Below are 25,152 nucleotides of genomic sequence, written 5' to 3'. Positions count from 1 at the left end.
CCGCCACACTAAAAAGCCAATAAGATAAGTATTTATAATCTTAATACTATCGATTAAATAATTTAATTTCCAAATACTTTTGGTGATCTTTATTCTATTTATAAAATGTTTAGCCAAAAATTTCTATTGGGAGGCCACCATGCGTAAGTCACTAATATGGATGAATCTGATTGTCGCATTAGGGGCGTTGGGTTTTACAAATATGACGAATGCAATGGGTGAGTATCCTTTACATCAGGCAGTGATAAATAATGACACACAATCTATCAAACGGATTTTATCTCAAAAAGCTTTAATTGATGAGCGAGATGAAACTGGTTCGACTGCTTTGATGGTCGCTACAAGAGCAAATAATGTACATGCTGCTCATATGCTGATAGAGGCGGGTGCCGATGTAAATGCAAAAGACAATATTCAAGACAGTCCATATTTATATGCTGGTGCACAGGGATATTTAAAAATTCTAAGAATGACACTCATGCATGGTGCCGATTTAAAAAGTATTAACCGTTACGGTGGAACTGCGCTAATTCCAGCAGCGGAACGAGGCCATGTTGAAACAGTCCGTACATTAATTGCGGCCGGTGTAGATGTTAATCATGTGAATAATTTGGGTTGGACAGCATTACTTGAGGCCATCATTTTGGGAAATGGAGAACCTAAATATCAACACATTGTAGAGCTTTTATTGAAAGCAGGTGCTGATCCGAACTTGGCAGATAAAGACGGGATAACTCCCTTAGAACATGCGCGGTCACGAGGATACCTCGAAATTGAAAAAAGACTTCTTGCAGCTGGTGCAAAATAGAAAGTGAGAGTATGTGATGGAAAAAGGTGAACAGTTTTTACGTAAGGCGATTGAGCTTGCCTATAACAATATCGAAAAAGGTGGCAGGCCATTTGGTGCTGTGGTTGTAAAAAATGGAGAAATTATTGCTTCAGGCGTAAATCAGATTCTGGTAACGAATGACCCAACCGCACATGCTGAATTACTGGCGATTCGTGCAGCCAGCCAAGTTTTAGGATCTGCCAATTTAGAAGGCTGCTCTGTGTATGCAAGTGGCCATCCATGCCCAATGTGTATGGCTGCGATGCGTTTAGCTGGTATAAAGTCGGTGAGCTATGCTTATTCTAATGAAGACGGAACACCATTTGGTTTGTCTACAGCTGAAATATATATTGAGCTTGCCAAGCCCTTTGCTGAGCAATCAATGAAAATTCAATATATACCGATCAGAGTTGAAAACCGCACTGATCTTTATGCGCATTGGAAGAATTATCAAGCCAATCATTCAGGCTCAAAATAATGAAGCAGTCTGGAGCTTTTTTGACCCAGCCGATGCTCATTGTAACTGTGGCTTTAGTTGGCCTTAATTTAAGACCATTTATAACGAGTATTGGACCATTGATTGCCAATATTCGAACAGCCACTGGTTTAAGCTTACAAGGGATAGCACTACTTACTTTGCTACCGATGATGCTTATGGGAGTCATTGCATTTGTTGGCCCAATATTGCAGAACTATGTCGGCGAACGAAAAGCTATTCTTGGTGCATTGCTGGCCATTTGTGGAGGATGTGCTGTCCGATTTTTATTGCCTACATCCGAAGGATTAATTCTTAGTGCAATATTAATTGGATTCGGAGTTGCGATGATACAAGCGGCTTTTCCCGGTATGATTAAACGAGAATTTAGCCAATATATTGGGCCGATGATGGGGCTTTATTCGGCTATGCTCATGGGAGGAGGAGCACTAGGTGCATGGTTAGCTCCCATAATTTCAAATATAACGGATGTCTGGTCGATTGGCCTAGCTTTTTTTACCATTCCAGCTTTATTTGCATTTATATTGGCGCTTGTCTTTTTACCTATAAAAGTTAGTTCATCCATTCATCATGCGCCTGTACGCAAGTTGTTAAATCAACCTCGAACATGGTTATTAATGATGTGCTTTGGACTTGTAAATGGTGGCTACTCGTCCGTAGTAGCGTGGTTGGCACCTTCTTTTCAAGATCAGGGTTGGAGTGCAGCACAAAGTGGAAAATTATTCGCTTTGCTGGCCTTGAGCCAAGCAGCTTCAGCGCTAATTTTGCCTGTTTTAGCTAGGAAATATAAAGACCGACGTCCATGGTTATGGTTTACGTTGGCAATGCAGCTAGTCGGTTTCTCTGGAATGGCTTTTATGCCTGATTTTGCCTCTATACTTTGGGCAATTTGTTTGGGCGTAGGTTTGGGGGGATGTTTTGCATTAATGCTTATCGTTGCATTAGACCATTTTGATGATCCGACTCATGCAGGTGCTTTATCTGCACTGATGCAGGGTGGTGGTTTTTTACTGGCAGCAATCCCGCCGTGGATTATTGCAATTTTGCATGATCTTACGGGGGTTTACAAAGCAGGATGGCTTTTCCATTTAGCCAGTGTGATATTAGTAGTTGTTTTAGTAATTAGATTGAATCCCAAAAGTTATTTTAAAGTAAGTCTGTAAAACGTTGAGTTAGCCGAGATTCATTTTTTAAGAATTGTTGCTCCTATAATCACAAGCAAATGAGGAAATAGTGATAGGATAGAACTGAAAATTTCCTCTTTTAAATGAATACAACAATATTTGATTTCTATGACTTCTTTTTTGAAACAGCTCACTTTATTTAATCAAGGCCTAGGAAAAACCAGTCGATTTGCAAAAGGCATGGATGGAACTTTACAGGCTATTGAGCATTTAGGATATGTGCAGATAGATACCATATCGGTTGTAGAGCGAGCTCATCACCATATATTGTGGAGCCGAGTGCCTGATTATGAGCTAAGTCATCTCAATAGTTTGGTTTGTGAGCGCCAGATTTTTGAATATTGGTATCATGCCGCATCGTATCTTCCTATGAAAGATTATCGCTATGCATTGCCAGCCATGATGTCTGTCAGAAACGGAGAAAGCCGTTATTTCAATAAAGGTGATCAACACCTTATGAATGAAATTTTAGCCCGTGTTCGTGCTGAAGGTAAAATTCGATTAAGAGATATTGATAAAAATAATAAAAAGAGTTTGGGAAACTGGTGGAATACCGGACCAGGCCGCCGTGCTTTTGAGCAGTTGTATATGCAGGGTGACCTGATGATCTGTGAGCGTAACGGAATGGAAAAAGTCTTTGATTTGACGGAGCGCTGCCTACCTGAAAATATTGATTTAAGTATGCCTACGCTTTATGAATATGCGCAGTATTTATTTAATAATACGCTTCGAGCACATGGTGCATTTACATGGAAACAATTAGTTTATCTAAAGAAAAATGATTTAAAAGAAACTATGCGTGTCGTTCTGAAGGAGCAAATTGACGCAGGTGTTGTATCAGCAATTAAACTTGAGAATGGTCAAACTTTATATGTTGATGTTGCTGCAATAGAAAAAAAGGTTAGTACTGATTTTGGTTTAAAAATACTGTCACCTTTTGATAATTCTCTTATTCATCGTGACCGTCTAGCTTCTTTATTTGAATTTGATTACCGCATTGAATGCTATGTACCAGCGGCCAAACGTGTATATGGTTATTTTTGTTTGCCGATCCTATATCAAGATGAGTTAGTCGGTCGAGTAGATTGTAAAGCGCATCGGTCTATCAAAGAATTAGAAGTGATTAGCCTGCATCTTGAAAAAACAGTAAAAAATAAGGAGCTCTTCTTCTTCGAACTGGAACAAGAGCTCAAGCGTTTTGCTGCGTTTAATCAATGCTTAACTATTAATGACAAAGTGATTCAGCGTATTCGTACTAAAATTTAGACACCAAAAGCACTCCAGCTTTTGGTGTTTTCACTTTTTTAGTTCAAAGGCATACGATATTGAATAACTCCTGGTTTTTGTGCAATCCAGTCATAAAGCTTTTGCGCTGTTACATTGGTTTCTTGAGTATGCCAATATAAACGGTCACAGTTGTGTTCGATAGCTTGCTTCTGCACATATTCAATGAGTTGCTTACCAATATGCTGTCCACGAACTTCAGGTGAAACATACAGGTCTTCTAGATAACAGTAATTATTTTCTGCCCACGTTGAACGATGAATAACATAGTGCACAATTCCTAAAACCTGCTCACCTTGTTTAGCAACGGCACAGTACATAGGTTCATTCTCATCGAAGAAACGTTCCCATGTTACTTTTGTGACATGATGGGGTAAATTCACTTGATAAAAATTTTGGTAAGCAAGCCAATATTTTTCCCATTGTGAATAATCTTGCTGCTGAACAGGAACGATTTGAAGACCTTGATTTTGCATAATAATTACACTCTGTTTTAAAGTAATAAAAAATCGACAACTAGAGTGTAGTTTTGATAGTGGTATTTTTATAAGATACACTTTTGATATTTTTCACAGTACCAGTTTTGATATGGCAGCTTCGATTTCTGCATCTTTTCCCCATTTAATTTTGCCAAAAGGCCAGATTAAAGATGGGTTATATACGGCTTTGCGTGATGCCATTTTAGATGGAAGGTTAACTGCCGGAACAAAATTACCCTCAAGTCGTGCTTTGGCAGAGATGATGTCAATTTCAAGAAATTCTGTATTGGCGGCTCTTGAACGATTACTGGATGAGGGATATTTATTTACCAAACCAAGTTCGGGTACGTATGTTGCTGAGGTTGTGCCAGATCAGTTAATACACGTTCAAAAAAATTCAAAAGAAACGTCTAAAAATACTCATCGTTCCTTAAATATTAATCCAAATCTTGAAGCTTTATTGGATTCATGGCGCAAGCAGTCATGGTTAAGTAAAAAGAAAAAAATGTTTCATGTAGGGGTAGGCTGTATTGATTTATTTCCTCATCAACTGTGGGGCAAGCTATTAACACAAGCTTGGCGGCAGTCGTATTATCAGCTTGGTCAATTTTACGACCCGCGTGGCTATCTACCTTTGCGTCAGGCAATTTGTGAATATGTCCGCTCCACCCGAGGACTAAACTGCAACGAAGAGCAAATTATTATCGTAAATGGAACGCAGCAGGCTATTCATTTAACGGCCTATGCCTTACTTCAAGCAAATGATGAAGTGTGTTTGGATGAGCCGGGATATGATGCAGCTTTTAAGATTTTTCGAAGTTTTGGTGCTCAGATAAATTTGATCGAGAGTGATGAGGAGGGAATGCAAGTCTCTGACATTATAGATCATTACTTTAAAAGCAAACTGGTCTATACAGCACCTTCACATCAGTTTCCTTTAGGGGGAACTTTAAGTTTAGCTCGCCGTTTTACTTTATTAGATTGGGCAAACAAACAAGAAAAATGGATTTTTGAAGACGATTATAATAGTGAGTTTCGCTATGGCACTCACCCAATTCAAGCACTACAAGGTTTAGATCAGCAGCAAAGAGTCATTTATTCTGGCACTTTTACCAAGATGATGTTTCCGGAGTTTCGTTTAGGGTTCATGGTTGTACCTGAAGCATTAATTGAAACCTTTAGTGCAGCTAAATACTATACTGATGTACGAAGTTCATATTTAGAGCAGGTCGCTTTAGCTCTATTCATTCAACAAGGCCACTATGCTCGACATGTACGTAAAGTTCGAAAGGCATGCTATGAGCGTCAACAAGTATTGATTAACGCTATTAATGAATACCTCTCAGATGTACTCGACGTTCGGCCTACAGATTCAGGCATTCATCTTATATGTTGGTTAAAAGCACCATGGACTGAGCAGGAGTTTATTTCTTATTGCTCGACATTGAACTTAGAGATTCAACCTCTATCAAGATATTGTCAACTTGAGCCGAAAAAAGCAGCAGTTCTGTTGGGCTATGCTGCACATCAACCTGAGGAAATGGTAGAAAATATTAAGAGACTAGCCATCAGTATCAAAAAGTAAAATAGCTAAACTTTTCAAAATTATATCTGGATTTTAGAGTGATTTTATTTGTAATGAGAAGGGAAAAATATTTATTCGATTTTAATAGTTTGATGAAATTTTAAAAAATTTAAATTTAAAAGATTTATTAATCTTATTTTAAGCTAACTTCATTATTCTAATAATATCAAAGCTCAGTACAGTACACCTTTTGGCCACATTCTCCAGATGTGGCCTTTTTTTACTAGGAATAAATATAGCTTAGAATGAATTAATTTTTTAAAGAAAATAAGATTTAATCTTCTTCCATGGCATTACTATAAAACTTAACACCTAGTTTAATTCGGTCTCGACCATTACTCATACGCCAACGGTTGGTGTCACGTAAAGAATATACACAACCACAATATTCCTGTTGGTAAAATTCCTCTCGCTTACTGATTTCAATCATTCGACTAGAGCCACCATTTTTTCGCCAGTTATAATCCCAATATTGAATATCTGGATAATTGGATGCTGCCCGAATTCCGCAATCATTAATTTGAGCCATATTTTTCCAACGAGAAATTCCTAATGAACTACTGATGAGACTAAAGCCGTGTTCATGTGCATACAGGGCAGTTCGCTCGAAACGCATATCGAAACACATGGTACAACGAATACCGCGTTCTGGTTCATCTTCCATACCTTTAGCTCGAGCAAACCAATTATCCGTGTCATAATCTGCATCGATAAATGGAATATTATGCTTTTCTGCGAAACGAATATTTTCTTCCTTACGGATGAGATATTCTTTTACCGGATGAATATTAGGATTATAAAAAAATATCGAAAATTTAATTCCAGAATCAATTAATGCTTCCATAACTTCTCCTGAACAAGGAGCACAACAAGAATGAAGTAATAATTGACCATGTCCAGATGGGAGTTCTAATTTTAAACGTTGAGTTGACATAATAAAAAATTAAATTGTAATTCTAATGATTATATATTTTTATTTTGTATAATGTGAACTGAATTATTTTCAATTAAACATGAAATTAATTTAAATATCTTAAAATTTATTTATTAATTTATTTGTGGTTTAGTTGAATATAATGAAATAATTAGATTGTTAAATATTAAAATTATTTGTATAGGCGCTTTTAAATTTATTAACCGAAATACTATATAGTAATATAAAATATGGATAAATTTAATATTTTTTAAAATAATAATATTAAAAAATAGCTAGGTAAGTAATTGATGTTTCTAGATATAATTTGAAATTTTTTATGTTTTATTGTGATGTGTGTCACAAATAAACCTTATTTTTTCAATTAAAATATTTCTTTAGATTTGTAGCTTTAATAAATCTATACTATAAAATTCGGTGAGTTTTTAAATTTAAGTGTGTGATTATTTAAGATATGAAAGATTGGCAATGTAAGTATTGTAATGGTTACATTATGGTTAATCATTCAAAGATCAGTGTAGGAGAAAAAGTTTACTTTTTGGTATATAAATTTGATGCAAAGAATGAACGGAAAAAATTATATAAAAAGGGAATTGTAGTTGCTCGCTACGATAATATACTTCACATTGAGTCACGTAAAAAAACTTATAAGATCGAACAAGCTAAGGTCTATCCATTAGGAGCACCAATGCCTTTCGTTTACAACATGTTTTGGGTTTGCGGGTGCCCATGTACCCTACAAAATTAGTTTCTTAAATTTAATTGAATTAATAATCGCATCAAATTTATTTTCACAGCGCTTATAGAAAAGCCAAGACAGATAAGCTCATAAAAGCGGCTTTTAGCAGTTAAGGTGTTTGGATTTTCATTTGACAAAAATAATAGGCTCTCTTATAAACCTCGAGTAAAGTTGAGGTTAATCATGATAAGTGAAAATAAAAAAGCTGACTGTAGTCGAGTTTTGACTGTGGGTGAAGTTGCAAAAAGGAGTGGAGTTCCTGTCTCGACCCTACATTTTTATGAGGCGAAGGGGCTGATAAAAAGTATAAGAACCAATGGTAATCAGCGCCGCTTTCCATTAATTGTTTTAAGGTATATTGCGATTATTAAAGTTGCTCAAAGAGTAGGAATTCCTTTAAATGAAATTAAAGAGGCTCTTAGTGCATATCCTATGGGGAGCAAATTAACAGCTAAACAGTGGAAAGAGTTATCAAGCCATTGGCGAAAAGATCTCGATGATCGTATTCAAAAATTAACGAGGTTACGGGATGAAATGGACTGGTGTATTGGTTGTGGTTGCTTATCACTAGAGCAATGTCCGTTAAGAAATCCAGAAGATGTTTTAGGGCAAGAGGGATCTGGAGCACGAATTTTGGAAAGGCTATGATCGCAATATTTTGATAATTATTTTTAGAAAGGAAAATCTTAAATTCCAATCAATTAAAGAAATGGTGAGTAGAACTCCCAAGTGAGTTTTTTATTGTAAACAAGACACATGAAACATGAATTTTTTTGATATCTTTAGTTTTTTTATTAAGAAGCAAAAATTTATGAAAAAAATTATCTTTCTTGGTTTAGCGCTTGTTTCGTTAACGGCTTGTTCATCTGTACAACATAAAGATTCAACTCCACCAAAAATTGGTTCACCAAACCCAGCTAGTCAATATTGTGTTGAACAAGGCGGGAAATTAGAAATTAGAAATGAAGCAAATGGTCAGGTTGGGTATTGTCACTTACCAAATGGCCAAGTCGTGGAAGAATGGAAATTATTCCGTGATAACCAAGCGAACTGTGTAGCAGAAGAAGCTCAAAAATTAGTGGGTCAATCTGGCCTTACTGATGATCAAATTAAACAAAAAACTAAATCAGAAATTGTGCGCAAAGTGGCTCCAGGTCAACCAATGACTATGGATTATCGTACAAACCGAGTTACAGTTACTATTGATCCTGCTTCTAAGAAAATTACTCAAGCAACCTGTGGTTAATGTGTGTAATTAAAGTTTGGTAAATCAAATTTTAAAGAAAAGAGCCTGATGAAAATGCAGGCTTTTTTACTTTAATTTTGGGAATAATGGATAACGGGATACTATTTTTGTTGTGACAGTTGCTGTAAAGCCTGATTAATTTTGATGAGAAAAATATCGACTTTGTCTTGGCTTGGATTGTTGGTGTTGTATGACGCTCTTTCTTGGTAGTTAATTCCGCATCCAATAATTTTCATATTTGCAGGATTAAAGCTCCAATCATTTTTATTTTTGATCGAGATATCTAAATCACTATCACATTCTTTCCAGAGTTTTAAAAATTGATTGGAATATACAGCTGGAGCTTCTTGTGCTCGGTAGGCTGTAAATCCTTGCATTTCGGGATTAGCAAACTGAAGGAGATGATTAGTAGGCATTCCTCCCCAAAGTATAGTGGTATCTTTTGGTAGCTTTATTCCTGTTATATGTTCTTCTTTAAGTGGTGCAGTTTGCTCATCTTTCTGTTTGGACTTTTGAGATTTGTAAACTAGTTTTGTTCCAACAGGAACCGTTACACCTTTGATTTGAGTTATTTGTGTTGTATAGAAATAAGGCGAATCATCACGGTTACAGCCTGTTGGGTTATAACAACCAATACAACCACTTAATAATAAAATAGGGCAACTTAAAACACTTAATTTTAAAATTCGATTCATTTTTCTTATCTTTAATTATGTCTAGAAATTTAATATATCAGCTTTTAAATCAATAATAAAAAAAGCCCCTAGCGGACTAGAGGCGGAAAAACATCAGATGCAAGAACAGGTGAATTATGCATCTGAGTTAAGTAGGTTGTATCAAACCATGTAAAGCACTTTACCAGCAAAAATGAATAAAAATAGGGAGGTGCGACTAATGGCTAATATTTGTAGTTTTTTATTTGTACAACTTCCTGTACTTGTTTTAAGGAAGGGGGCGCTAATACATTTATATTTGTTAATAAAAACTACAAAAGTTATGGCTGTGAACAAAGTTATTTATAGTGATTGTTCAACCGTTGTCTTTTTGTGCTACTGCCGAAGAGTTATTCGTGATTTGTACTTGGCTTAATGATAATTTTAGAGCTATCCGAAAGGACACAATAATGACGAACATACGAATAATAATGAATCGAAGGTAGGACCACGTGTTTATTAGTGTATTTGATCTTTTTAAAATTGGCATCGGTCCATCTAGCTCCCATACAGTTGGCCCCATGCGAGCGGCATATAGTTTTGTGGATGATTTATTGAAGCAAAACAATTTACAAGCAACGGTTAAAGTTCAGGTGAAGTTATACGGTTCGCTGTCGGCAACCGGTGTTGGTCATGCGACAGACAAGGCTGTTCTATTAGGTTTAATGGGTTTTGACCCTGAACATATTGATACCCAAGTAAGTACAAGCTTGATTGAAGATGTTTTTGAAAATAAAGCCATCCAGCTTAATCAGCAAAAGACTATTTCTTTTGACTATAAGCATGATGTGCTTTTTTTAGATGAATCTTTGCCTTATCACCCCAATGCAATGGAATTGATTGCGTATAACGATGCTCAAGAAATTTTATACGCAGAAACTTACTATTCGGTTGGTGGTGGCTTTATTGTCAGTGAAAGACAATTAACACATACCCAAACTGAAACCAACGACGTTAAAGTTCCATATCCATTTCACAGTGCGGCTGAACTTTTAAGCTTATGTAAGACTCATCATTTATCAGTGAGCGAGTTAATGCTTGAAAATGAAAAAAGCTGGCGTAGTGAAGCTGAAATTCGCAGCAAGATTATGGAAATCTGGAAAGTGACGCAGCAATGTATTCATAACGGATTAATTAATGAAGGCATATTACCGGGCGGATTAAACGTAAAACGTCGGGCTAAAAAAATTCACGATAAGTTATTAAATAAGAAAAACTTAAACCTGATTGTGACGACTTTTCATGCGATGGAATGGGTCAATTTATTTGCCTTAGCGGTAAATGAAGAAAATGCTGCTGGCGGTCGAGTAGTGACGGCACCCACAAATGGGGCAGCAGGAATTATTCCGGCAGTTTTATATTACTACGTGACTTTCTCTAAAGACTTTTCCGAAGATAAAGTGGTTCGTTTCTTTTTAAGTGCAGCAGCCGTTGGCATTTTATGTAAACTCAATGCTTCTATTTCTGGTGCAGAAGTAGGGTGTCAGGGCGAAGTCGGTTCGGCATGTGCGATGGCTTCGGCGGGTTTAGCCGAAATTTTAGGAGCATCACCTGAGCAAGTGGAACATGCGGCTGAAATTGGGCTTGAACATAATTTGGGTTTAACGTGTGACCCGATTGGTGGTTTGGTTCAGGTGCCTTGTATTGAACGAAATGCAATTGCGGCTGTAAAAGCCATTAATGCAGCCCAAATGGCACTTCATGATGACGATGAACACTTTGTCACGCTCGATAAAGTGATTCAAACCATGAAGGAAACAGGCAAAGATATGTCTGAGAAATATAAAGAGACTTCAAAAGGTGGTCTCGCTGTTAACGCAATTGAGTGCTAAAAAAAATGAGATGGGGACGAGGTGACCCCATCTCAATTTAAACATTAAGCCTCACGAGCAACTAAGGTTAAAATGTCGTAAGTTGCGACAAGTTCACCACGTTGGTTTTTGACTTTAATATCCCATACCACAACGCCATGCGCTGGCTGAGACGGGTCTTTTTGTGGTTTAGGGGTTTTCTGTTTACAGGTGAGTTCAACCTGAATCGAGTCACCAATTTTAACCGGTTCAACAAAGCGTAAGTTGTCCATACCGTAGTTGGCAATCACAGGGCCTTGTGCTGCATCGACAAATAGACCTGCTGCGGCAGATACAATGAAGTAACCATGTGCCACACGCTCACCAAAGAAAGACTCGGCCGCTGCGATTTTGTCGGTATGTGCATAGAAATAGTCACCGCTTAAACAAGCAAAATTGACAATATCTGCTTCGGTGACTGTACGACGCGCTGTTAATAAACGTTCACCAATCACTAACTCATCAAAAGACTTTTTAAATGGATGTACGCGGTCTTCATTAACTTTTGAGCCAGCAGTCCATGAGTGAGTAATTTGCGTCAAACTGTTTGGAGAGCCTTGAATTGCAGTGCGCTGCATATAATGTTTAACCGCGCGAATACCACCTAACTCTTCACCGCCACCTGCACGACCAGGGCCGCCGTGTACTAAATGTGGAAGTGGTGAACCATGTCCTGTACTTTCTTTTGCCGATTCTGCATCGAGTACATGCACACGGCCATGCCAAGGTGCAATTTTTTGAATAATCTGCTCAATATTCTCATCGTTATTTTTAACGACAGAAGCCACTAAGCTACCTTCACCACGTGAAACAAGGTCAGCTAGTTCTTCAATGTTTTGATATGGCATGAGTGTACATACCGGACCGAAAGCTTCCGTGGTATGAACATTTGTCGCTTGTAAAGGCTGTTCGCACACCAATAAAGTTGGAGCGAAAAAAGCACCTTTTTCAGGATGGTCTGCATTAAATGTAAAACTATCGTTTCCACCAAAAACAATTTTTGCATCTTTGCTGAGTTCGGCAACTTTTTCTGCAACGTCATGTTTTTGTTTAATGCTCGCTAAAGCCCCCATGGTGGTTTCTTCTTTTTGAGGGTCGCCCACCACAACTTTAGCAAGTTTGGCAGTCAGCTTCTCTTGTACAGTCGCTAACAAATTTTCAGGAACGAAAGCGCGACGAATAGCAGTACATTTTTGGCCTGCTTTTGTAGTCATTTCACGGAAGACTTCACGCACAAATAAATCGACAGTCTCTTCATTTGCCTCAGGGCTTAAAATTGCACTGTTTACAGAGTCGGCTTCCATGCTAAATGGAATCGAATATTTATTGAGGTGAGGGTGGTTACGTAGTTTTTGACCTGTGTAAGCAGAACCCGTAAAAGTGACACAGTCTTGTGGGCCTAACTGTTCTAACAGGTCATAAGTCTGACCACAAATGAGTTGTAGCGAGCCTTTTGGTAATACATGTGCCTCTTCAATGGCTTTTACAACCGCTTGAGTTAATTGGGCACCATCGGTTGCTGGTTTCACAATACATGGCACGCCTGCAAGTAGCGTCGGTGCAATCTTTTCAAGCATTCCCCAAATTGGAAAGTTAAAAGCATTAATGTGAACGGCAACACCTGCTTTAGGACTTAAAATGTGCTTAGCACCGAAAGTCCCATTTTTAGAGAGTTGAATCCAGCTGTCTTCAGTAATAATTTTTTCATCATTGAGTTCACGGCGAACCAGACTTGAATAAGCAAATAATGTCTGGATCCCGCCTTCAATATCAATCCACGCATCTTTACGAGTTGCGCCTGTCGCATAAGCAAGTTTGTAGAAGTCTTCCTTACGTTCAAGTAAATGTTGGGCAATTTGTTTTAACGCATTAGCACGTTGGTGAAACGTCCAGTTAGCCAGTTCTGAACCATTCTGTTTGGCATACTGAACAACACGTTTCATATCTATGCCATGACTACTTACGGCATAAATCGATTCACCTGTAATGGCATGATAAACGGTACGTAATTCTTCGTCAGACGAATGCCATGTTCCATAGACATAAGAAGCAAGATGAGGCAGTTGATGCTCAGACTGCTGAAAATCTGTGTCAGTTGAGGTTCCTTCTAGGTGTGCTTGTTCAAGCATGACCAAACTCCTTTTTTATTTGATACATCAATTATAAAAATTGCAAAAATATGATTCATAATTTCAGATTAATTTGTATAAAAGTCAACTTTATTTTGATTTTTAAAAGTAAAAAAGTTTTTTACATTTAACTTAATTTTATAAATTTCAATAGCTTGATTTGTTTTGCTGTTGTAGATTTAATTTGATACTAAAAAATTAGTTGACTTTGTTTTTTGTGTATCGAAAAATAGATTTAAGGGTGATACCTACAGGGAATGAAAGAATGGAAAACAATTACCAGAAATTTGAACAAAATATTGCCAATGAAATTACGATCGAGGCTAAGGATCAAATGCCTGATGCCTACCGCAAAACATTGATTCGTCAAATCGGGCAACATGGCCATTCTGAAATTGTAGGTATGTTGCCTGAAGGAAACTGGATTACTCGTGCGCCAACTTTAAAACGCAAAGCGGTTTTGCTCGCGAAAGTACAAGATGAAGCGGGTCATGGTTTATATCTGTATAGCGCAGCAGAAACCTTAGGTGCTGACCGTGATGACATGATGGAAAAGTTGATTAATGGGAAAATGAAATACTCATCAATCTTTAACTATCCAACTTTGACTTGGGCAGATGTCGCTGCAATTGGCTGGCTTGTCGATGGGGCAGCCATTGTGAACCAAGTTGCGCTTTGCCGTACTTCATATGGGCCATATGCACGTGCGATGGTACGTATTTGTAAAGAAGAAAGTTTCCACCAACGCCAAGGTTTTGAAGCCATGATGGCTTTGGCAAACGGTACGCCAGAACAAAAACAGATGGCACAAGATGCGGTAAATCGCTATTGGTGGCCAGCACTGATGATGTTTGGTCCAAGTGATGAGCATTCTCCAAACAGCGCACAAAGCATGGCGTGGAAAATCAAACGCTTTAGTAACGATGAATTACGTCAAAAGTTTGTTGATAACACCGTGCCACAAGTGTTGCAACTTGGCTTGGAAGTACCGGACCCGGATTTAAAGTTCAATGAAGAAACAGGCCACTATGAGTTTGGCGAGATTGACTGGCACGAATTTAATGAAGTGATTGCCGGACGTGGACCATGTAATCACGAGCGTATCGAAGCACGCCGTAAAGCATGGGAAAACGGCAAATGGGTTCGTGATGCAGCAGTGGTCTACGCGAAAAAACAGCAGCTTGAAGCGAACAAAGTGGCTTAACAAGATTTATGGAAAAATTTGAGGAAATCAAAATGGAAGATAAAAACAACTGGTCGCTCTACGAAGTATTTGTACGTAGTAAACAAGGCTTAAGCCACCGTCATGTAGGCAGCTTAAGAGCACCTGATGATGAAATCGCATTGCAACATGCTCGTGATGTTTACACGCGCCGTAATGAAGGAATTAGCATTTGGGTGGTTCGTTCTGAACTGATTAAATCATCACAGCCAGATGAAAAAGCTGAATTTTTCGATCCTTCTCTAGACAAGGTTTATCGTCACCCGACTTTTTACCATATCCCAGATGGCATTGAGCACATGTAAGGGGAATGGCAAATGAATCATTCAGTTTTATCTAAATTCTTATTACATATTGGCGACAGTCAACTGGTTTTATCTCAGCGTTTGGCTGAATGGTGCGGGCATGCACCTGAGCTAGAAATTGATATTGCCTTAGCAAATATCGGTTTGGACTTGTTAGGTCAGGCAAGAAACTTTCTGACGTTGGCAGGTCAATATGATGAAGCTCAACGTGATGAAGACCAACTTGCGTATTTCCGTACAGAACGTGAGTTTTTAAACCTCTTGTTGTGCGAACAGCCAAATGGTGATTTTGCACAAACGATAGTACGCCAGTGGTTGATGGATCATTATCATCTTCATTTATTTACTGCTTTAGCGCAAAGCTCACTTCCTGAATTAAGCGCCCTTGCTGTCAAATCTTTAAAAGAAGTGAAGTATCACATCCGCTTTTCGACAAGCTGGATGGAACGTTTAAGTTTAAGCACAGATGAAGCACATCAACGTGTACAAGGCGGATTAAATAATTTATGGCGCTTTACCGCTGAGTTATTTGAACTTAATGCAGACGAAAAAGCACTAGTTGCACAAGGCGTGATTCCAGATTTTTCAAATGAAAAAGAACAATGGAACCAAACCATTGCAGATGAGCTTAAGCGTTTTGAATTAAATGTTGCTGTAAATGGTGCTTATCGCCGTGGTGCGAAACAAGGATTGCATACCGAGCATTTGGGTTATTTGTTGGCTGAAATGCAATGTATTCAAAGAACTTATCCGGGAATGACCTGGTAAGACAAGGAGGTGAGCCATGCAAATGATTCGTCATTGCATCGACCAATGTTGGGATGTTCTACAAACGGTAAGTGACCCTGAAATTCCGGTTTTATCTGTTGTGGATTTAGGCATGATTCGCGGTGTAGAGATTAACGATCAACAAGAAATTATTGTTCGTCTAACTCCGACATATAGCGGTTGCCCAGCAACAGATATGCTCAAAGCACAAATTGTGGAGGCATTTGCCGCAGAAGCTTTGACACCGGTCAAAGTCATGGTCGATTTATCAGAAGCATGGACCACGGACTGGATGTCTGAAGCGGGTAAAAAGAAACTGCAAGTTTATGGCATTGCACCACCTGAAGGGTTGGCGCATCAATGTGGAACTCATGTTCACTTAACAAATGGTGTCGAGTGCCCACGTTGTAAAAGCCGACATACCCGACTGTTAACAGAGTTTAGTTCTACCGCCTGTAAAGCACTTTATAAATGTCAGGACTGTCTTGAGCCTTTTGATTACTTCAAATGTATTTAAGTCTTTAGATAAGGAAATCAGCCATGAGCCAATTTGTACCATTAAAAGTAAAAAGTATTACACCGCAAACCGATCAGGCAATTTGTATTGCATTTGACGTTGTACCTGAACAACAAGAACAATTTCAATTTCAACCGGGTCAACACTTAACCATTCGCCATTTAACCGAAGCGGGTGAAATCCGTCGTTGTTATTCAATTTGTAGCTATGCGGGCAAAGAAGACATCAGTATTGCGGTTAAAAAAATTGATCAAGGGCAATTTTCAAACTGGGCAAATGACCATTTAAAAGTGGGTGATGTGCTTGAAGTGATGCCACCACAAGGTGTGTTTTTTCAAAAAGCAGCCAAGATCGGTGGACAAAACTATTTAGGCGTTGCTGCGGGCAGTGGTATTACCCCAATTTTATCGATTGTTAAGCAAGTTTTATTTGAACAACCTGAAGCGAAATTTACCTTGCTCTATGGCAATCGCTCATGGAAACAAACCATGTTTGCCGAGCAAATTATGGATTTGAAAGATCAGTTTAAAGAACGCTTTCAGCTCATCAATATTTTTTCTCGTGAGTTCAACGATAGTGAACTGATGAATGGTCGTATTGATGAAGAAAAGCTAAAACAGCTTTTTGATTTTGATGTGCTTGAAACGAGTTTTGACCATGTGTTTGCCTGTGGTCCAGACGAAATGATGAATGCCGTAGAAAGCACTTTGCCAAACTATGGTATTGCAAAAGAAAAAATCCACACTGAACGTTTCCACACAGGCCAAGCGCGTAAACGTAGTGTTGAAGCGGATGCAAATCGTAAAGAAGAAAAAGTAAACATCATTTTAGATGGTCGTGAGCTGATTGTTTCTGTGGCTCAGGACGATGAAAGTATTCTTGATGCGGCTTTACGTGCTGGTGCCGACTTACCGTATGCCTGTAAAGGTGGGGTGTGTGCGACTTGTCGTTGTAAAGTTGTTTCTGGTGAAGTCGATATGTTCCTTAACTATAGCCTTGAAAAAGACGAAGTTGAAAAGGGCTATGTGCTGAGCTGTCAAACCTTACCGAAAGGCCCAAATGTTCGTTTGAGTTTTGATGAGTAGAGGCTGTCATGCAAGAGTTGATCAAAGCCAGCACAGCAACTGACGGTGTTTTGTTATTAACCCTAAACCGTCCGGAAAAAAGAAATGCTTTAAACAATGCAACATTGCAGTGTTTATGCGATTTGCTCGAAGAAGCTGAACACAATGCTCAAGTCAAAGCGGTGGTTTTAACGGGTAACTCACAATGTTTTGCGGCTGGAGCAGATCTTAGCGAGTTGGCTGCAATGGACGCCGTGACTTTGCAACTCGATATTCGCCCGAAGCTTTGGCAAAAAATTGATGCGTTTAGTAAGCCACTCATTAGCGCAGTTAATGGTTATGCCTTAGGTGCCGGGTTTGAGTTGGTTTTACATTCGGATATGGTGATTTGCGGTGAAAATGCCCGTTTTGCTTTACCTGAAATTGGCCTTGGGATGTTGCCGGGTGCAGGCGGAACACAGCGTTTAGCGCGCTTGGTTGGACAACAACTCACCATGCGCTGGGCCATGACAGGTGAGATGATTTCGGCAAAACAGGCGGAGCAACATGGCATTTGCAGTCAAGTGGTGCCGACTGAATTAACCGTTGAATATGCGGTTCAACTTGCAGCCAAAATTGCCAAACAAGCACCATTAGCGATTCGCGTGATTAAACAATCAATTAAAAGTATTCATGAAACGACTTTAAGTCAGGGACTCAAGTTTGAACGTCAAAACTTTGTCTGGTTGGCGGCTACAAAAGATCGAAACGAAGGGATTAATGCTTTCTTTGAGAAAAGAAAGCCAGTGTTTAGAGGTGAGTGATGGACTATCAAAATATTATTGCTGAAGAAAAAAATGGTGTTGGCTACCTGACATTTAACCGCCCAAAAGCACTGAATAGCTTTAACGTTGATATGCACCGTGAAGTGGCTGAGGTTTTAAATCTGTGGACTAAAAATCCGGAAGTTCGCTGTGTTGTGATTAGTGGCGAAGGTCGCGGCTTTTGTGCAGGGCAAGATTTAGGGGACCGTGTAGTTGACCCAAACGCTGAAGCTCCAGATTTAGGATATTCCATTGAAACTTACTATAACCCGCTCATTAAAACGATTGTAAATATGCCAAAGCCTGTCATTTGCGCGGTAAATGGTGTGGCAGCAGGTGCAGGGGCAAATATTGCACTGGCGTGTGACTTGGTGATTGCAGCTAAATCGGCAAACTTCGTACAAGCATTTTGTCGCTTAGGTTTAGTTCCAGACTCTGCGGGTACATGGTTTTTACCACGTGCTGTAGGTCATGCGCGTGCGATGGGTTTAACTTTGTTAGGTGACAAGCTCCCAGCAGAAACCGCAAAAGAATGGGGCATGATTTGGGATGTCGTTGAAGATGCTGAACTTAAAACAAAGGTGACTGAAATCGCTGAACGTTTAGCGAAACAGCCTACTTTTGGTCTATCTCTTATTAAAAAAGCCATTCATCAATCAAGCAATAACACCTTTGATGAGCAAATGCTGTTAGAGCGAGATTTACAACGTATTGCGGGTCGTTCCGAAGATTATCGTGAAGGGGTACAAGCCTTTATGAATAAACGTGAACCAAATTTTAAAGGGCGCTAAGCATGACAGATTTAGATTTATCTTGTGCCCGAATTGCCGTCATTGGTTCTGGCACCATGGGCATCGGCATTGCCCAGTTAGCCATCGTCAATGGCCACTCGACCGTTTTATATGATCTGGACGCTCAAAAAGCGCAACAAGCCGCTCAAGGCTTAGGGCAGACGTTTAAAAAGCTGGTTGAAAAGAGCAAGCTCACTCAGCAGCAAGCTGATGAAGCTTTAGCACGTTTAACGGTGGTCAATCAAATTGAAGCGCTGCGTGATGCTGACTTGGTGATTGAAGCAGTTGTTGAGAAAAAAGAAGTTAAACAGTCTTTATTTAAACAGCTTGCTGAAATTTGTAGTGCGCAAACTATTTTTGCAAGTAACACATCTTCAATTTCAGTGACTGCAATTTCGGCTGGCATTGCTCACCCTGAGCGCGTAGTGGGTTTACACTTTTTTAACCCTGCGCCAGTCATGAAACTGGTTGAAATTGTACAAGGCTTAAAAACTCCAAACAGCTTATGTTTGGCTTTAAAAAACTTAATGTTGAATTGGAAAAAAATTCCGGTACTCACCAAGTCGACTCCTGGTTTTATTGTTAACCGAATTGCACGTCCGTTTTATGCAGAAGGCTTTAGAGCACTGCAAGAACAAGTCACTAGCTACGACCAGCTAGACTATGCCTTAAAGCAATGCGGCGGTTTTGCGATGGGGCCGTGTGAACTCACCGACCTCATTGGGCAAGATGTTAACTTTTCGGTAACCCAAAGTGTTTACCAAGAGTTCTTTTACGAACCACGCTACCGCCCAAGCCTCATTCAAAAAGAATTGGTCGATGCGGGTGCTTGGGGCCGTAAGTCAAAACAGGGATTTTATAGTTATAACGAAAAAAATCAGTACGAGACATTTCAGCCTCAAGCTGTAGTTGCCAAACCAGTTGATGCTCATATTCAGCTAAAAGGGACTTGGTCTCAGCTACCAGCTTTTTTAATGCGTTTAGGTTTAAAAAGCGGATCTGCGAGTGACGACAATATTCTTCAAATTGATGATATCGACTTGCGTTTAAGCCAAGGTGAGTCGGCCAATATTCATTACTTAAGCCGTAAAGTGGTTTTAATGGATTGGCATCATGATTTTGAGCAGGCAGAGGCTTTAGTACTCAGTCATAACGAACTTTGTGAAGCAAGTGATCTAGCTAAAGTTGAAGCTTACTTTGCACAGTTTGGTATCAGCGTGATGTGGATTAAAGACCATCCGGCACTATTAACCTTACGCACCATCGCTTTACTCATTAATGAAGCCTGCGAAGCAAGTTTACATGGAGTTGCGAGTCTGGAAGATATTGATAATGCCATGAAATATGGAGTGAATTATCCTAAGGGTCCTTACCAGTGGTTGACACAAATGGGCGGTGCTTATGTGCTCCAAACCTTAAATAATTTATATGCACTGTATGGAGAGGAAAAATATCGCGCGAGTATCTACCTCAAGCAATACGTAGCGAAAACTCAAAACATTGCTACTCAATATTCACGTGATATGACCGAATTTGCATAATCAGGAGTCAACATGGAAGACGTTTTAATTTGCGATTTTATTCGTACCCCAATTGGACGATATGCAGGTGCCTTAAGTGCTGTACGTGCAGATGATTTAGCTGCATTGCCCATCAAATATTTAAAAGATAAACACCCGAACTTGCCGTGGAATACGGTAGACGAAGTATTTTTGGGATGTGCTAACCAAGCAGGTGAAGACAACCGTAACGTTGCACGTATGGCAACACTGTTAGCAGGCTTACCTGATACAGTTCCTGCCATGACCGTCAATCGTTTGTGTGCATCGGGTTTAGATGCGGTGGGACTTGCTGCACGCTCAATTAAAGCAGGCGAAGCGCAGTTTGTGTTGGCAGGTGGTGTTGAGTCAATGAGCCGTGCACCATTTGTACAATCTAAACCGACAGAGGCTTTTAGTCGTACACCTGAAATTTATGACACAACCATTGGCTGGCGCTTTGTAAATAAACAACTTAAAGCACAATACGGCACCGACAGTATGCCTGAAACTGCCGAAAATGTAGCTGAAAAATACCAGATTAGTCGTGAAGACCAAGATGCGTTTGCCTTGCGTAGCCAACAAAAAACCGCTGCGGCACAACAAAACGGTTTCTTTAACGATGAGATTTTGCCTGTCGAGATTGTAGACCGTAAGAAAAATGTGAGTGTGGTGAATCGCGATGAACATCCGCGTGAAACGACACTTGAAGCACTGGCAAAACTAAAAGCGCCATTTAAAAAAGAAGGTGGCTCGGTGACTGCCGGAAATGCCTCTGGTGTAAATGATGGCGCTGCTTGTGTGTTAATTACCAACCGTGAATTTGCAGATACACATGGTTTAAAACCTTTAGCACGTGTAATTGGCATTGCAAGTGCAGGGGTTGAACCCAAATATATGGGTATAGGTCCTGTTCCGGCTGTGCAGAAAATTTTAAAGCAAACAGGTTTAACGCTAGATCAGATGGATGTGATTGAACTAAATGAAGCATTCGCAGCCCAATCTTTGGCTTGTATGCGTGAACTTGGTCTAAAAGATGACGATGAACGCGTGAACCCAAATGGTGGTGCGATTGCGTTAGGCCATCCGTTAGGTATGAGTGGTACACGTTTAGTGATTACCGCAACACGTGAGCTAAAAAAACGCGGTGGACGCTATGCACTTTGCACGATGTGTGTAGGTGTTGGACAAGGCGTTGCACTGATTTTGGAAAACTTAAATTAATTCAGACGGTTTTTAAAATTACATAATGAGGAGAGAGGCGATGGACAGCCTTACAATGGATAATGTTGAGCAATTAACACTTGCAGAGCTTAGAGAGCTGCAAACTAAACGGTTAAAGCAAACCCTGACTTTTGTATATGAAAATAGTCCGGTCTATAAGAAAAAGTTCGATGAGGCAGGTGTACATCCTGATGACTTCGTCACTTTAGACGATCTGGCAAAGTTTCCATTTACCACCAAACAGGATTTAAGAGATAACTATCCGTTTGGGATGTTTGCTGTGCCACAAGAGCAAATTGTGCGTTTACATGCATCATCAGGCACAACGGGTAAACCGACAGTGGTGGGTTATACCCAAAAAGATATTAATACTTGGTCGGACATTGTTGCGCGTTGCTTACGCATGGCAGGTTTAACTGCGAAAGATATGGTTCAGGTGGCTTATGGCTATGGACTATTTACAGGTGGTCTAGGCGCACATTATGGTGCCGAGCGCTTAGGTGCAACGGTTATTCCAATGTCTGGCGGGCAAACTGAAAAGCAAGTTCAGCTTATTCAAGACTTTAAACCGACTGCAATTATGGTTACGCCATCCTATTGCGTGAGTATTATTGAAAAGCTCGAGCAACAATTTGGTACTGCACGTAATACGTCTTTAAAAGTCGGTATTTTTGGTGCCGAGCCGTGGACCAACGAACTGCGCCGTGAAATTGAAGAACGCCTTAATATTAAAGCGCTCGATATTTATGGCTTGTCTGAGGTCATGGGGCCGGGCGTTGCCATGCAATGTCTAGGCGAGGGTGAGGGATTAACCATTTGGGAAGATCATTTCTACCCAGAAATTATTAACCCTGAAACGGGTGAAGTCTGTAAAGATGGCGAACTTGGCGAGCTAGTCTTTACAACCATTACCAAAGAAGGCTTACCGATTATTCGTTACCGTACTCGTGATTTGACCCGCTTACTACCGGGTGAAAATCTGGCTATGCGTAAGATGGATAAAATTGTGGGCCGTAGTGACGACATGCTGATTATTCGCGGTGTGAACGTTTTCCCGACCCAAATTGAAGAGCAAATTTTGCAAGTTCCGCATTTAGTTCCAAATTATGAAATTTTGGTGACTAAAAAAGGCCATATGGATACTTTGCATATTCGTACAGAGATGTGTCATAACTGTACTATACAGGCCAATCAACTTGCTCAGGAGTTGATGAAACGCATTAAAACCATGATTGGGATTAGCGTTACTGTAGAAGTAGTGACAGAAGCGACCTTACCTCGTTCGGAAGGTAAGGCAAAGCGGGTAATCGATATGCGTCAGATTGCTTAACATCAAGATCATTCAGGGTATAGAATCTATACCCTGAAACTAAACGCCAAGACATGAGTATGAGTGCAAAAATACAGCAAATAATTGATTCTGTTGTAAAGAATGAAACCTTAAGTGGAACTTCGCTTATTTCGACAATTTTTGGAGATTCAGTACTTCATCGGGGTGGAAATATTAGTCTTGCAAGCCTGATTCAGTTATTAGAGCTATTTGGTTTTAATGACCGTGCTGTAAGAACCTCTGTTTTTCGTTTAGTTAAAAATGATTGGTTATGTTCAGACAAAATTGGCAGAACCAGTTTTTATCGAATTACCGATTCAAGCCGTTCGACCTATTTGCAGGCCGAGCAACGCATTTATAACGACCAGATGAAAGAGTGGGACCATTATTGGGATCTTATTCTGATGTCTAGCCTCGACACTGAAAATAAAGCGTTGTTAAAGAAAGAACTCGAATGGTTAGGATTTGCCAATATTTCGATAAACTTAATGGCTTATCCGGGTTGTAACCGTATTGAACTGCAACGCTTGTTGGTTGATTTAAATATGAGTGAGCAAGTGGTGGTGTTTAAAGCCGAAACCTTGCAGCTCTTTAATAATTCGGTCGATACCATTGGTCGTATGCTCAGAACCAACTGGCCCATCGATGAATTACGCCAAAGATATCTACAGTTTCTCGATATTTTTAGAGAAATTGGTGTGTTGCTGATGCAGGAAAATGAACAACTCGAACCTGTTCAGGCCTTTCAAATTCGAACTTTGCTAATTCATTATTATCGACGGATTTTATTGAAAGACCCTGCATTACCGCTTGAGTTATTGCCAACTGACTGGCCTGCGATTAGTGCACGAACTTTATCAATGAATATTTATAAAAAAGTATTTGAACCTGCCGATGAATACTTCTTGTCTGTTGCCGCAACAGCAGAAGGACCAATGCCAAATGCCACAGCACATTATTGGCGCCGTTTCGGAGGTTTGGTTGCGACAAATGAGAGGTTAAATCATGCCTTGTTATAGTATTGACGGTGTTATTCCAGTCGTTAGTCCAGAGGCTTTTGTACACCCAACGGCTGTTTTAATTGGTGATGTGATTATTGAAGCGGGCGTATATGTGGGGCCATTTGCTTCATTGCGTGCCGATTTTGGACGTATCCATATTAAGCAAAATGCCAATGTACAAGATAGCTGCACCGTACATGGTTTTCCGCAAAGCGTGACCTTAGTTGAGGAAATGGGCCACATTGGGCATGGCACAACTTTACATGGTTGCCGCATTGGAAAAAATGTTTTGGTGGGCATGAACAGCGTAATTTTGGACTACGCAGAAATTGGTGAAAACACCATTATTGGCGCAAATAGTCTGGTCAAAACCAAAGATATTATTCCGGCAAATGTATTGGCAATGGGCAGTCCTGCCAAGGTTGCACGTGATTTATCAGAACAAGAAAAAAAGTGGAAAACTAGAGGCACGCAAGAATACATTGAGCTTGCACAGCGCTGCTTAAACTCAATGCAAGAAGTTCAGCCTTTAAGCTCAGAGTCAGATGACCGCCTGACCTATAAGGATTTTAGTTCTTCAAACTATCAGATTAAACAAGATAGCGTTTAACGGCTTTTAATCAGTCGATTTCAATATAGATAGATTTATAACACTTAAGGAATACTCGCACGAGTAGGGAGACGTTTGTGCAAAAAATGGAAAATACTGCGGTTGATCAATTCGCAGAATTATTGGGTGTACAAGTGCTGCATCGCAGTTTTGATGAAGCGCGTTGTCAGCTTAATGTAAAAGACGAGCACATGAATGCATTGGGCGGCGTGCATGGCGGAGTCATATTTTCTTTAGCCGATATCGCTTTTGCGATGGCTTGTAATGCAGGGGATGCGCCATATACTGGCTTACAGGCTGATATTCGCTATATGAGCGGTGCAAAAGATAAGGTGTTATTTGCAACGGCAACTAAGGTCGGAAGTAGTAAAAAATTTGCGCATTATGAAGTGTTAATAACAGACGGTTTGAATAATAGAGTCGCTTTATTTACCTCTACGTGTTACAGGCTTGCACCGTGATCTGGGGTATCAAGCTCATTCCACTGCTAGGCATTTCGGAGTAATTAGAT

At 39.7% G+C, this 25,152-nt stretch carries 26 protein-coding genes; 22 read left to right on the top strand and 4 right to left on the bottom strand.

The features are described 5' to 3' along the window. Positions 1-139 precede the first annotated feature (139 nt). The 4 genes from AC52J8_RS11240 (at position 140) to AC52J8_RS11225 (ending at position 3,775) form a co-directional block, all read left to right on the top strand. A complete protein-coding gene (locus AC52J8_RS11240; RefSeq protein WP_214285107.1) occupies positions 140-808 on the top strand; it encodes an ankyrin repeat domain-containing protein in 669 nt (222 codons plus the stop codon). Positions 809-824: 16 nt separating this feature from the next. Further along, positions 825-1,307, top strand: a complete 483-nt coding sequence (locus AC52J8_RS11235) for a nucleoside deaminase (protein ID WP_032056491.1) — start codon at positions 825-827, stop codon at positions 1,305-1,307. Further along, positions 1,307-2,488, top strand: a complete 1,182-nt coding sequence (locus AC52J8_RS11230) for a cyanate transporter (RefSeq protein ID WP_086400007.1) — start codon at positions 1,307-1,309, stop codon at positions 2,486-2,488. Before AC52J8_RS11235 ends, AC52J8_RS11230 begins: the two co-directional genes overlap by 1 nt. Positions 2,489-2,617: 129 nt before the next feature. After that, complete coding sequence (locus AC52J8_RS11225; protein WP_086400006.1) at positions 2,618-3,775, top strand: winged helix-turn-helix domain-containing protein; 1,158 nt, start codon at positions 2,618-2,620, stop codon at positions 3,773-3,775. 38 nt (positions 3,776-3,813) lie between these two features. Here the strand turns inward: AC52J8_RS11225 and AC52J8_RS11220 are convergent, their stop codons facing one another. Continuing rightward, a complete protein-coding gene (locus AC52J8_RS11220) occupies positions 3,814-4,269 on the bottom strand; it encodes a GNAT family N-acetyltransferase (RefSeq protein ID WP_086400005.1) in 456 nt (151 codons plus the stop codon). Positions 4,270-4,381: 112 nt separating this feature from the next. Here AC52J8_RS11220 and pdxR point away from each other — a divergent pair, with 112 nt between their 5' ends. Continuing rightward, positions 4,382-5,857: a MocR-like pyridoxine biosynthesis transcription factor PdxR gene (gene pdxR / locus AC52J8_RS11215; protein WP_086400004.1), complete on the top strand. Its 1,476-nt coding sequence runs from the start codon at positions 4,382-4,384 to the stop codon at positions 5,855-5,857. Positions 5,858-6,131: 274 nt separating this feature from the next. On the opposite strand, the gene AC52J8_RS11210 is transcribed toward pdxR, so the two are convergent. Further along, entirely contained in the window at positions 6,132-6,791 is a 660-nt protein-coding gene (locus AC52J8_RS11210) for an epoxyqueuosine reductase QueH (RefSeq protein ID WP_068791266.1), read from the bottom strand. A 454-nt stretch (positions 6,792-7,245) separates the two neighbouring features. On the opposite strand from AC52J8_RS11210, the gene AC52J8_RS11205 reads away from it, so the two are divergent. The 3 genes from AC52J8_RS11205 to AC52J8_RS11195 all read left to right on the top strand — a co-directional run bounded on the left by AC52J8_RS11205 (position 7,246) and on the right by AC52J8_RS11195 (position 8,776). Then, the gene (locus AC52J8_RS11205; protein ID WP_005070027.1) at positions 7,246-7,539 is read left to right on the top strand and encodes a hypothetical protein; all 294 of its coding nucleotides are present in this window, start codon (positions 7,246-7,248) and stop codon (positions 7,537-7,539) included. Between the two features lie 174 nt (positions 7,540-7,713). Continuing rightward, positions 7,714-8,178, top strand: coding sequence for a redox-sensitive transcriptional activator SoxR (gene soxR / locus AC52J8_RS11200; protein ID WP_496538779.1), 465 nt, complete (start codon positions 7,714-7,716; stop codon positions 8,176-8,178). A gap of 163 nt (positions 8,179-8,341) precedes the next feature. Next, a complete protein-coding gene (locus AC52J8_RS11195) occupies positions 8,342-8,776 on the top strand; it encodes an I78 family peptidase inhibitor (protein WP_031947948.1) in 435 nt (144 codons plus the stop codon). A gap of 101 nt (positions 8,777-8,877) precedes the next feature. Here AC52J8_RS11195 and AC52J8_RS11190 read toward each other — a convergent pair whose 3' ends face one another. Then, the gene (locus AC52J8_RS11190; protein WP_496538778.1) at positions 8,878-9,471 is read right to left on the bottom strand and encodes a hypothetical protein; all 594 of its coding nucleotides are present in this window, start codon (positions 9,469-9,471) and stop codon (positions 8,878-8,880) included. A gap of 470 nt (positions 9,472-9,941) precedes the next feature. Between AC52J8_RS11190 and AC52J8_RS11185 the strand changes: the two genes are divergently transcribed. Further along, a complete protein-coding gene (locus tag AC52J8_RS11185) occupies positions 9,942-11,321 on the top strand; it encodes an L-serine ammonia-lyase (protein WP_496538777.1) in 1,380 nt (459 codons plus the stop codon). A 44-nt stretch (positions 11,322-11,365) separates the two neighbouring features. On the opposite strand, the gene paaZ is transcribed toward AC52J8_RS11185, so the two are convergent. Next, the gene (paaZ, locus tag AC52J8_RS11180; RefSeq protein WP_000892940.1) at positions 11,366-13,468 is read right to left on the bottom strand and encodes a phenylacetic acid degradation bifunctional protein PaaZ; all 2,103 of its coding nucleotides are present in this window, start codon (positions 13,466-13,468) and stop codon (positions 11,366-11,368) included. Between the two features lie 265 nt (positions 13,469-13,733). Between paaZ and paaA the strand changes: the two genes are divergently transcribed. The 13 genes from paaA to AC52J8_RS11115 all read left to right on the top strand — a co-directional run bounded on the left by paaA (position 13,734) and on the right by AC52J8_RS11115 (position 25,102). Next, positions 13,734-14,672 (top strand): 1,2-phenylacetyl-CoA epoxidase subunit PaaA, encoded by a 939-nt coding sequence (paaA, locus tag AC52J8_RS11175; RefSeq protein ID WP_004887791.1) that lies wholly within the window; start codon positions 13,734-13,736, stop codon positions 14,670-14,672. Between the two features lie 32 nt (positions 14,673-14,704). After that, positions 14,705-14,995 carry a 1,2-phenylacetyl-CoA epoxidase subunit PaaB gene (gene paaB / locus AC52J8_RS11170; protein ID WP_000389648.1) on the top strand — a complete coding sequence of 97 codons (291 nt, stop codon included), beginning with the start codon at positions 14,705-14,707 and terminating at the stop codon, positions 14,993-14,995. Between the two features lie 12 nt (positions 14,996-15,007). Beyond that, entirely contained in the window at positions 15,008-15,763 is a 756-nt protein-coding gene (gene paaC / locus AC52J8_RS11165) for a 1,2-phenylacetyl-CoA epoxidase subunit PaaC (protein WP_086400001.1), read from the top strand. 16 nt (positions 15,764-15,779) lie between these two features. After that, positions 15,780-16,280, top strand: coding sequence for a 1,2-phenylacetyl-CoA epoxidase subunit PaaD (gene paaD / locus AC52J8_RS11160; RefSeq protein ID WP_086400000.1), 501 nt, complete (start codon positions 15,780-15,782; stop codon positions 16,278-16,280). A gap of 23 nt (positions 16,281-16,303) precedes the next feature. After that, positions 16,304-17,365, top strand: coding sequence for a 1,2-phenylacetyl-CoA epoxidase subunit PaaE (gene paaE / locus AC52J8_RS11155; protein WP_086355191.1), 1,062 nt, complete (start codon positions 16,304-16,306; stop codon positions 17,363-17,365). A gap of 8 nt (positions 17,366-17,373) precedes the next feature. Then, the gene (locus tag AC52J8_RS11150) at positions 17,374-18,147 is read left to right on the top strand and encodes an enoyl-CoA hydratase-related protein (protein WP_086355190.1); all 774 of its coding nucleotides are present in this window, start codon (positions 17,374-17,376) and stop codon (positions 18,145-18,147) included. After that, on the top strand, positions 18,147-18,938 hold the full coding sequence (gene paaG / locus AC52J8_RS11145) for a 2-(1,2-epoxy-1,2-dihydrophenyl)acetyl-CoA isomerase PaaG (RefSeq protein ID WP_086355189.1): 792 nt from the start codon (positions 18,147-18,149) through the stop codon (positions 18,936-18,938). The genes AC52J8_RS11150 and paaG overlap by 1 nt, the downstream gene beginning before the upstream one ends. Positions 18,939-18,940: 2 nt before the next feature. After that, positions 18,941-20,479, top strand: coding sequence for a 3-hydroxyacyl-CoA dehydrogenase (locus tag AC52J8_RS11140; protein ID WP_086399999.1), 1,539 nt, complete (start codon positions 18,941-18,943; stop codon positions 20,477-20,479). A gap of 12 nt (positions 20,480-20,491) precedes the next feature. Then, positions 20,492-21,700: a 3-oxoadipyl-CoA thiolase gene (pcaF, locus tag AC52J8_RS11135; RefSeq protein WP_086399998.1), complete on the top strand. Its 1,209-nt coding sequence runs from the start codon at positions 20,492-20,494 to the stop codon at positions 21,698-21,700. Positions 21,701-21,740: 40 nt separating this feature from the next. Beyond that, positions 21,741-23,030 (top strand): phenylacetate--CoA ligase PaaK, encoded by a 1,290-nt coding sequence (gene paaK, locus AC52J8_RS11130; RefSeq protein ID WP_000377856.1) that lies wholly within the window; start codon positions 21,741-21,743, stop codon positions 23,028-23,030. A gap of 53 nt (positions 23,031-23,083) precedes the next feature. After that, positions 23,084-24,049, top strand: coding sequence for a PaaX family transcriptional regulator (locus AC52J8_RS11125; protein WP_203079912.1), 966 nt, complete (start codon positions 23,084-23,086; stop codon positions 24,047-24,049). Further along, complete coding sequence (locus tag AC52J8_RS11120; protein ID WP_086611322.1) at positions 24,036-24,641, top strand: DapH/DapD/GlmU-related protein; 606 nt, start codon at positions 24,036-24,038, stop codon at positions 24,639-24,641. Before AC52J8_RS11125 ends, AC52J8_RS11120 begins: the two co-directional genes overlap by 14 nt. Positions 24,642-24,718: 77 nt before the next feature. Continuing rightward, the gene (locus tag AC52J8_RS11115) at positions 24,719-25,102 is read left to right on the top strand and encodes a PaaI family thioesterase (RefSeq protein WP_005041585.1); all 384 of its coding nucleotides are present in this window, start codon (positions 24,719-24,721) and stop codon (positions 25,100-25,102) included. The last annotated feature ends 50 nt before the right edge of the window (positions 25,103-25,152 follow it).

This window comes from Acinetobacter sp. S-1 (assembly GCF_059579785.1).
Note: the sequence above shows the minus strand (reverse complement) of the source record. Positions and strands in the feature narration are given on the sequence as shown.

Coding starts and splice junctions, on each gene's coding strand:
- AC52J8_RS11240 (WP_214285107.1), top strand. CDS start 140: ATGCGTAAGTCACTAATATGGATGAATCTGATTGTCGCATTAGGGGCG.
- AC52J8_RS11235 (WP_032056491.1), top strand. CDS start 825: ATGGAAAAAGGTGAACAGTTTTTACGTAAGGCGATTGAGCTTGCCTAT.
- AC52J8_RS11230 (WP_086400007.1), top strand. CDS start 1,307: ATGAAGCAGTCTGGAGCTTTTTTGACCCAGCCGATGCTCATTGTAACT.
- AC52J8_RS11225 (WP_086400006.1), top strand. CDS start 2,618: ATGACTTCTTTTTTGAAACAGCTCACTTTATTTAATCAAGGCCTAGGA.
- AC52J8_RS11220 (WP_086400005.1), bottom strand. CDS start 4,269: ATGCAAAATCAAGGTCTTCAAATCGTTCCTGTTCAGCAGCAAGATTAT.
- pdxR (WP_086400004.1), top strand. CDS start 4,382: ATGGCAGCTTCGATTTCTGCATCTTTTCCCCATTTAATTTTGCCAAAA.
- AC52J8_RS11210 (WP_068791266.1), bottom strand. CDS start 6,791: ATGTCAACTCAACGTTTAAAATTAGAACTCCCATCTGGACATGGTCAA.
- AC52J8_RS11205 (WP_005070027.1), top strand. CDS start 7,246: ATGAAAGATTGGCAATGTAAGTATTGTAATGGTTACATTATGGTTAAT.
- soxR (WP_496538779.1), top strand. CDS start 7,714: ATGATAAGTGAAAATAAAAAAGCTGACTGTAGTCGAGTTTTGACTGTG.
- AC52J8_RS11195 (WP_031947948.1), top strand. CDS start 8,342: ATGAAAAAAATTATCTTTCTTGGTTTAGCGCTTGTTTCGTTAACGGCT.
- AC52J8_RS11190 (WP_496538778.1), bottom strand. CDS start 9,471: ATGAATCGAATTTTAAAATTAAGTGTTTTAAGTTGCCCTATTTTATTA.
- paaZ (WP_000892940.1), bottom strand. CDS start 13,468: ATGCTTGAACAAGCACACCTAGAAGGAACCTCAACTGACACAGATTTT.
- paaA (WP_004887791.1), top strand. CDS start 13,734: ATGGAAAACAATTACCAGAAATTTGAACAAAATATTGCCAATGAAATT.
- paaB (WP_000389648.1), top strand. CDS start 14,705: ATGGAAGATAAAAACAACTGGTCGCTCTACGAAGTATTTGTACGTAGT.
- paaC (WP_086400001.1), top strand. CDS start 15,008: ATGAATCATTCAGTTTTATCTAAATTCTTATTACATATTGGCGACAGT.
- paaD (WP_086400000.1), top strand. CDS start 15,780: ATGCAAATGATTCGTCATTGCATCGACCAATGTTGGGATGTTCTACAA.
- paaE (WP_086355191.1), top strand. CDS start 16,304: ATGAGCCAATTTGTACCATTAAAAGTAAAAAGTATTACACCGCAAACC.
- AC52J8_RS11150 (WP_086355190.1), top strand. CDS start 17,374: ATGCAAGAGTTGATCAAAGCCAGCACAGCAACTGACGGTGTTTTGTTA.
- paaG (WP_086355189.1), top strand. CDS start 18,147: ATGGACTATCAAAATATTATTGCTGAAGAAAAAAATGGTGTTGGCTAC.
- AC52J8_RS11140 (WP_086399999.1), top strand. CDS start 18,941: ATGACAGATTTAGATTTATCTTGTGCCCGAATTGCCGTCATTGGTTCT.
- pcaF (WP_086399998.1), top strand. CDS start 20,492: ATGGAAGACGTTTTAATTTGCGATTTTATTCGTACCCCAATTGGACGA.
- paaK (WP_000377856.1), top strand. CDS start 21,741: ATGGACAGCCTTACAATGGATAATGTTGAGCAATTAACACTTGCAGAG.
- AC52J8_RS11125 (WP_203079912.1), top strand. CDS start 23,084: ATGAGTATGAGTGCAAAAATACAGCAAATAATTGATTCTGTTGTAAAG.
- AC52J8_RS11120 (WP_086611322.1), top strand. CDS start 24,036: ATGCCTTGTTATAGTATTGACGGTGTTATTCCAGTCGTTAGTCCAGAG.